At 28.3% G+C, this 6,585-nt stretch carries 4 protein-coding genes; all 4 read left to right on the top strand.

Annotated features, from left to right (window positions below):
* The first annotated feature begins 77 nt into the window (after nt 1–77).
* The 4 genes from H527_RS0105680 to H527_RS0105695 all read left to right on the top strand — a co-directional run bounded on the left by H527_RS0105680 (nt 78) and on the right by H527_RS0105695 (nt 5,824).
* Nucleotides 78–941 (top strand): DMT family transporter, encoded by an 864-nt coding sequence (locus tag H527_RS0105680; protein ID WP_051316652.1) that lies wholly within the window; start codon nt 78–80, stop codon nt 939–941.
* 478 nt (nt 942–1,419) lie between these two features.
* Nucleotides 1,420–2,838, top strand: coding sequence for a hypothetical protein (locus tag H527_RS0105685; protein WP_027411808.1), 1,419 nt, complete (start codon nt 1,420–1,422; stop codon nt 2,836–2,838).
* Nucleotides 2,839–3,699: 861 nt separating this feature from the next.
* Nucleotides 3,700–4,140, top strand: a complete 441-nt coding sequence (locus H527_RS0105690; RefSeq protein WP_155837813.1) for a hypothetical protein — start codon at nt 3,700–3,702, stop codon at nt 4,138–4,140.
* A gap of 727 nt (nt 4,141–4,867) precedes the next feature.
* Nucleotides 4,868–5,824 carry a hypothetical protein gene (locus tag H527_RS0105695; RefSeq protein ID WP_155837814.1) on the top strand — a complete coding sequence of 319 codons (957 nt, stop codon included), beginning with the start codon at nt 4,868–4,870 and terminating at the stop codon, nt 5,822–5,824.
* The last annotated feature ends 761 nt before the right edge of the window (nt 5,825–6,585 follow it).

Raw genomic sequence — 6,585 nt, forward strand, 5'->3', positions numbered from 1 at the left:
TATTCCCTAATTTAGCTACTCATATCATGTATGGTTACGGTAGTAGCTGTATTATTGATACTAATCGCAAAAATTAAATGAAAACATTATCCATACAAAAAAAAGAAAATACTACAGGAATATTTTTTGCGATATTATGGGCTTCGGCTGCAATTGCAATGAAAATTGGAATACAATCCGCTTCTCCTTTAACATTAGCTGTAATTAGATTTTTAATAGCAGGTATATTAATGGTATCTGTTTTGCAAATATTTTTAAAAGAAAAGTTACCTTCCAAATCTGAATGGCTAAAAATAACCGTTTTCGGATTACTTAACATCACTATATATCTTGGGTGCTTATTTGCTGCTATTGAGTTTGTTTCTGCTGGTTTAATGAATTTGTTTATTTCTATAAATCCAATATTAATTGTATTATTTTCAATTCTTTTTCTTAATCGAAAAGTTTCAAAACGTGAAATTGTAGGCTTTCTAATATGTTTTATTGGTCTTACAATAGCTACATTACCTGTACTTCAAGAATCAAAAGCAAGTGTAATAGGTATTATATTATTATTAATCGGAATGTCTTCATACTCAATAGGCAGTGTATATTATAAAAAAATCGATTTAAAATTATCTAATAGATCTATTAATGGTTGGCAAACTTTAATTGGTGGGGTTTTTCTTATTCCCGCTGCTTATTTAATGAATAATAAATCTATTATTTTAGATTCTAACTTCTACACTTCTCTTTTTTGGCTGACTATTGTAATTTCTATTTTTGCTACGCTACTTTGGCTAAACTTATTAAAAAAAGACACTGTTAAAGCTAGCAAATGGTTGTTTTTAGCTCCTGTTTTTGGATATGTGTTATCTTTTTTAATTTTGGGAGAACCAATAACATTATTCGAAATAATCGGAACTATATTTGTAATAGTTGGTTTAAAAATAAGTAAATAATACGTGTTAAATATTTAAACTTGTTATGCGTTATTATCTTCATTCTACTACTACTTTGCTTGTATAAATTTCATCATACTCTTGTTAACGGTACTATATTTCTTAATAGTACTAATAAAGCTTTATTAATTAACCGAAAAAAAGTTTTTTTGGTTTTACAGGTAGAAAATAATTATAAATTTTATTAAATCTGATAAAACGGAGATCTATCCCCAAGAATAACACTGGATAATGCAGAAATGTTTTCTAAATCTACGCAATTGGGTATAACAGTATCAAAAACAATAGAAACCTATACTCGATAGCTATATAAAAAGGTTTAAAAACATAAAAGATTTACTAAATTAGCTACCCACGTAAGAAATATATAGTTACCATGGTAACTATATATTAATGTTGTACATAATACCTGATAACTATCGAAAACCACAATATATTTAAAAAATTTGATTGGGAAAATTTTAATTTCCCTTTAAGCTTGTCTAAAATTAGATTTGAGGAAGGGTTTTATAAAATCAAAGAAATTGTTGAGATAAAAGTTTGGAGAGATGATCAATTCAAATTAATTGGAGAGATAACAGGTTATGTAGATAACGAAAAAAATCTTGAGCATCTCAAAAGAAAGAATTTAGATAAAGACATTATCCTAAGAGGTGAAAATTTCATTGGAAAATCAGATTTAGCAGAGAGATATAAATTAAGAGATTGTTTAATAACAGGTCCTTCTTTTACATATGAAAACAAAGATTATGGTATTACTTTTAAATCTAAACTATCAATATCAAGTATAATAAAATATGCAGATTCAGTAGATGAAACTTTTTCAATTATTGATTGGAACATCTGCTCTGCAAATAATATAAACTTTCCAAGGTTTACGACTCGTTACGAAAATATTTTTCCATATAAATTTAGGACAGGAATTAACGAACCCCCAACGACAAAAGACACAGATAAAATGCCTTCCTTGAAAAGGGATTTTTTTATTCTTCAAATTCCAGATTTAATAATAATCATTCAAAAAATAGATGATGATTATTTACCAAGTTGGACAAGCGGAATTTCTATTGAATATAGAAATGACCTTTCCCAATTACCAATACCAAAAACAAGACGCGCAATAGCTGAATTCATTAGTTTTATGTTTGGAATTCAATTATTAGGAATTGGTTCAACTCTTTTTAATAAAGATTTAAAATTCATCAATAGTTTTTGTTATTCACCTTGGGGAAATAATGTTATTTCAAATTGTAGTTCAAAACCATTTCCTCCAATTGATTTTTACCAAAATTCTGAATTAATATTAAGCAAACTTCTTTCAAACTATTTATCATGTAGAGAAAAATTTGATTTAGAAGATGTTTTATGGAAATTATGGATTGGTAGAGTCCAATCATTAGGAACTAATCTACCAATTTTAGCTAGTGGTATAGACACATTAGCCGTTAACTATATCAAAGAAAAGAACATTATTAAAAAATACTCAAAAACGGAAAAGAAAAAATATAGAAGTTCTATAGAAGACGATTTAGAAAATTTAACAAAAAAAATAAAGGATTATCAATTCGGACAATTTATCATAAACAAAATTAACAACCCTTTTAATTTTGGAGTAGGCGAAAAAATAAAACTGTTTTTAAATGAAATAAATTTTGAATTTGATGATGAATCAATAGAAACAAAAGCTTTAATTGCTAGAAACAAAATGGCTCATGGTTCGATGTCTAATATTTCGCAAAATGAGGTAATCGAATATTTAAAACTTACGAACGCTTACATAACCATTTATAATAGAATTTTACTAAAAGTTCTTGACTACGATGGATATTATATTGACTATTATAATGTTGACAATCCAAGGCGAAAATTAAATCAGAATATCCTGATTAGTGAATAGTACTATGTACAGTCGAGTAGGAAAAGGAGAATTTCACCCCTAAACCTATCTCAGCTCTACTGAGTTTATCGAAGTACCACCGTATCCTTCATCAATCTCAGGACAGGCTATACCAATCTCTTATACGGCTTATATTATGTAGTCAATTATTAAGTTTACAGACAACCTAACTCCCAATGATAACATAGTTGGATAATTTCTAGCAATACCTCTTAACCATTTTACGGCTAAAACCCGACTTCTTTTGAAGCGTTTATGCTTGTTCAAAATCCATTTAAGGATTTGGAATTGCAACAACAACTATTTTGTATTTTATACGATTTACGAATAAAAATCTCGCATATAATCGCATTCTTTTTCTACTATATTTTCTTCATAAAATGAAACAATAGCTATGGCTATTCTTTAATTTGATTCATCAATCTAGCGAAAAACCTTTGCAATTATTTATATGCAATTCTCATCCGTAAATCGTATTAAACATAGGCTACTTAAGTCTTGCTCACCAGCCCTGAACCTGTCGATGGGTTCGTATACCTCACGATAAAACAGCTTGCGACTTACTAATGGTTAAATAAGCCTGTCTTGAGCAAGATCGAAGGGTTACCCCTGCCCATAAAGGACTTGCTCCCTATAGATTAATTATTTATCTTCGATAAATAAAAGTCCATGGTGAGCACACACAATTTGTATATTGCATATGTACATATGCTCTCTTCGGGAAGCAAACACAATATACAAGAGACGTTATGCTATATTGAAAAACCGAAAACGTTATATAATCATAGTTGTATTTTAAACGTAATCTTTGGGAGTTTTAAAGACTATAAAGAAAGTATATTAATTAAAAAATGAAATGTTATGAAAAATCGAACTATCTATTTACTATTATTTATGTTTGCCACATTAGCAACATCTTGTTCAAATGATGATGACACTCAATCCACAATTGAAAACTTAAAAAATGTAACCGATTGTGAAATAACAATAGAACCAACCACATCACTATCAATATGTGTAGATGGAACTGATGTCGCTCTACCTGATGAAATCATAAAGTTTGTAACAACTTTTTACTCAAGAAATGACATACCTATTAATACTGAATTTTCGTGGACAGTAGAGTCTGGTAATATGGAAATTTTGAATGTTGAAAATTCAATCGATGGTTTAATCGCTAAATCAATTGCAACAATTAAATTTAATTCTGACTATTCAGGAAATGGTATAATAAAAGGAGCCGCTAAAAATAATAACGGAAATGGATCTGATACACATCGTATTGAATTGGAAACTAAATAAAAACATAGCATGATCGAGTAGAAAAACAGGGGTTTTACTGCTAAACCTCAGGAAAGGCTATACCAATCTCTTATACGACTTTTATTATGTAGTCAATCGTTACGTTAATTAATAACCTAACTCCCAATGATAACATAGTTGGATAATTTCTAGCAATACCTCTTAGCCATTTTACAGCTAAAACCCGACTTCTTTTGAAGCGTTTATACTTGTTCAAAATCCATTTAAGGATTTGGAATTGCAACAACAACTATTTTGTATTTTATACGATTTACGAATAAAAATCTCGCATATAATCGCATTCTTTTTCTACTATATTTTCTTCATAAAATGAAACAATAGCTATGGCTATTCTTTAATTTGATTCATCAATCTAGCGAAAAACCTTTGCAATTATTTATATGCAATTCTCATCCGTAAATCGTATTAAACATAGGCTACTTAAGTCTTGCTCACCAGCCCTGAACCTATCGATGGGTTCGTATACCTCACGATAAAACAGCTTGCGACTTACTAATGGTTAAATACAAGATCAACGGGATTCCTGCCTATAAGAGAATTGTACCCTATAGATATGATCATAGTAGCTTAGTGATAGATATTTATAAAATAGATGCAGAAAAAGTCAATAGTTCGGTAACATTTTGCCTTGCTACGACACATATATTAAACATTAGTAAACGTTAAAAAAAACATTTCACATATCCGAAAAACAGCTTATAAAAAAATGAAAAAAATACTCTTTATAACAATATCATTGTTTTTGATAAACAACATTAACTCACAAGATAAAAAAAAATATATGCCGTTTATGCATAATAACCTCTGGGGGATTGTTGATTCTACTCAAAAAACCATAATAGAACCTAAATATAATGACATTAGATTTTTAGGCGAATTAGATTATGTTTCTCTTGATGATAAATTAATTTTTGATTTAGAAAAGGGAACTCAACAAAAATCTCCGGGAACATTTGAAACTGAAGTTTTTATAAGCAAGCAACGGTTTTATCTATTTAATAACAATAACAAATCAATATTAATAGATTTAAAAAATAATGAAAAAATATCGTTATCACTTAAATATACTAATTTTGAAAATATAACCCTAACTAACCCCAATTCTGGTATTGAGAATGAATATATAATTGGGACATTAGATTATGACAGCTATATTTTATTAAAAAACACCAAGAAATTACCTGCAGCTATAACAGGAAGATTTAGTGAACCTGATTTATTAGTTGATAAATCTTCGAAGAAAAACATATTTTTTACAGCTATTAAAAACTCAAAAATATATGTATATAACACGAATTTAAAAATAGTAAACACATTTTTAAACGAAGAAAAATTACGAGAAAACCTAGAGAATTTAGCAAAAAAAACAAACAGTGATGGATTGAGTCAAAAATGCTTTACCTGTGCAGAAATAATGCATAGTGGTAGTTTTGACGAAAACCCATTACTACCTGAAATATTTGAAGTCTCATATAAATCAAATCGTCTTAGTGTCGTTTATAAAAACAAAGAAGGCAAAGAAATAGAAGTTAATCCATATCAAACTTTTGAGAAAGGTTGTGGTTATTTAGATGGAGTAACTTTTGGTAAAAACTTGATTTTTATAGATTTTAGGTATGTAAAACCAAAAAAATTAATGTTCCCAAAAGAATATTTAGATTAAATTTTTAAGCATAAAAAATTGAAAACCTGATTTCGATTGTTAAATTATTTATACCATTTTAATAAAAAAATGGAGATGTAATATAAATCATGACTCTTGTAGAGTACAAAGTCATTATTTTATAAAATCTTTTCCATATCCTTTAAAAAAACCAGAAACTAAAAGTGCTTTTAAAAATAATGGAACTCGAATTAATACCTATATTTTTGTTTCTAAAAAAAATATAGAAAATCTAACGAGTTTATCATTAGACAAAAAGTTATTTTCACATCATAAAATAACAACAATATAGGGATTAAGACTTCTATTAAAGTTTTAAATTTTTGTATTTTTAATTTTTTAAACCTCTTTATTTCTACTTTCTAAATATTCAATAAAAAGTTAGTACCTTTTTGCATAAAATCAAGCATACAAAAAACCGTTAGCATTAATTCCCCACATAAAGGAAATCTATTAATTTCTTTTGCTAACGTTAAGAACTCCCGAACTTTATAGAGATCCTATGCAAGGCCGATTTTTAAACTGATGCATAATAGCTCGGGCGTAATTCTGGTTGAAAATGTAAAAGCCCCTGAATTAGAGGTTCAGAGGCTTGTTGATAATTTCAGTGGTGGAACTGACTTGTCAGTTACCCCGTTCAGAATAATTTTCAAATACAAAGTTACATTTCCTTAGGATCATTTTTTGTAAATCTTTAATTTTTTTAAAATGGAAAGAAAAATGAAACTAGGAATGGATGTGGTAAATTTCAATGCGGCAGG

It is taken from the genome of Aquimarina muelleri DSM 19832 (assembly GCF_000430665.1).
Taxonomy (GTDB): domain Bacteria; phylum Bacteroidota; class Bacteroidia; order Flavobacteriales; family Flavobacteriaceae; genus Aquimarina; species Aquimarina muelleri.

Bases quoted from the DNA above. Each gene is read 5' to 3' on its own strand.
- H527_RS0105680 (WP_051316652.1), top strand. From the start codon at position 78: ATGAAAACATTATCCATACAAAAAAAAGAAAATACTACAGGAATATTT.
- H527_RS0105690 (WP_155837813.1), top strand. From the start codon at position 3,700: ATGAAAAATCGAACTATCTATTTACTATTATTTATGTTTGCCACATTA.
- H527_RS0105695 (WP_155837814.1), top strand. From the start codon at position 4,868: ATGAAAAAAATACTCTTTATAACAATATCATTGTTTTTGATAAACAAC.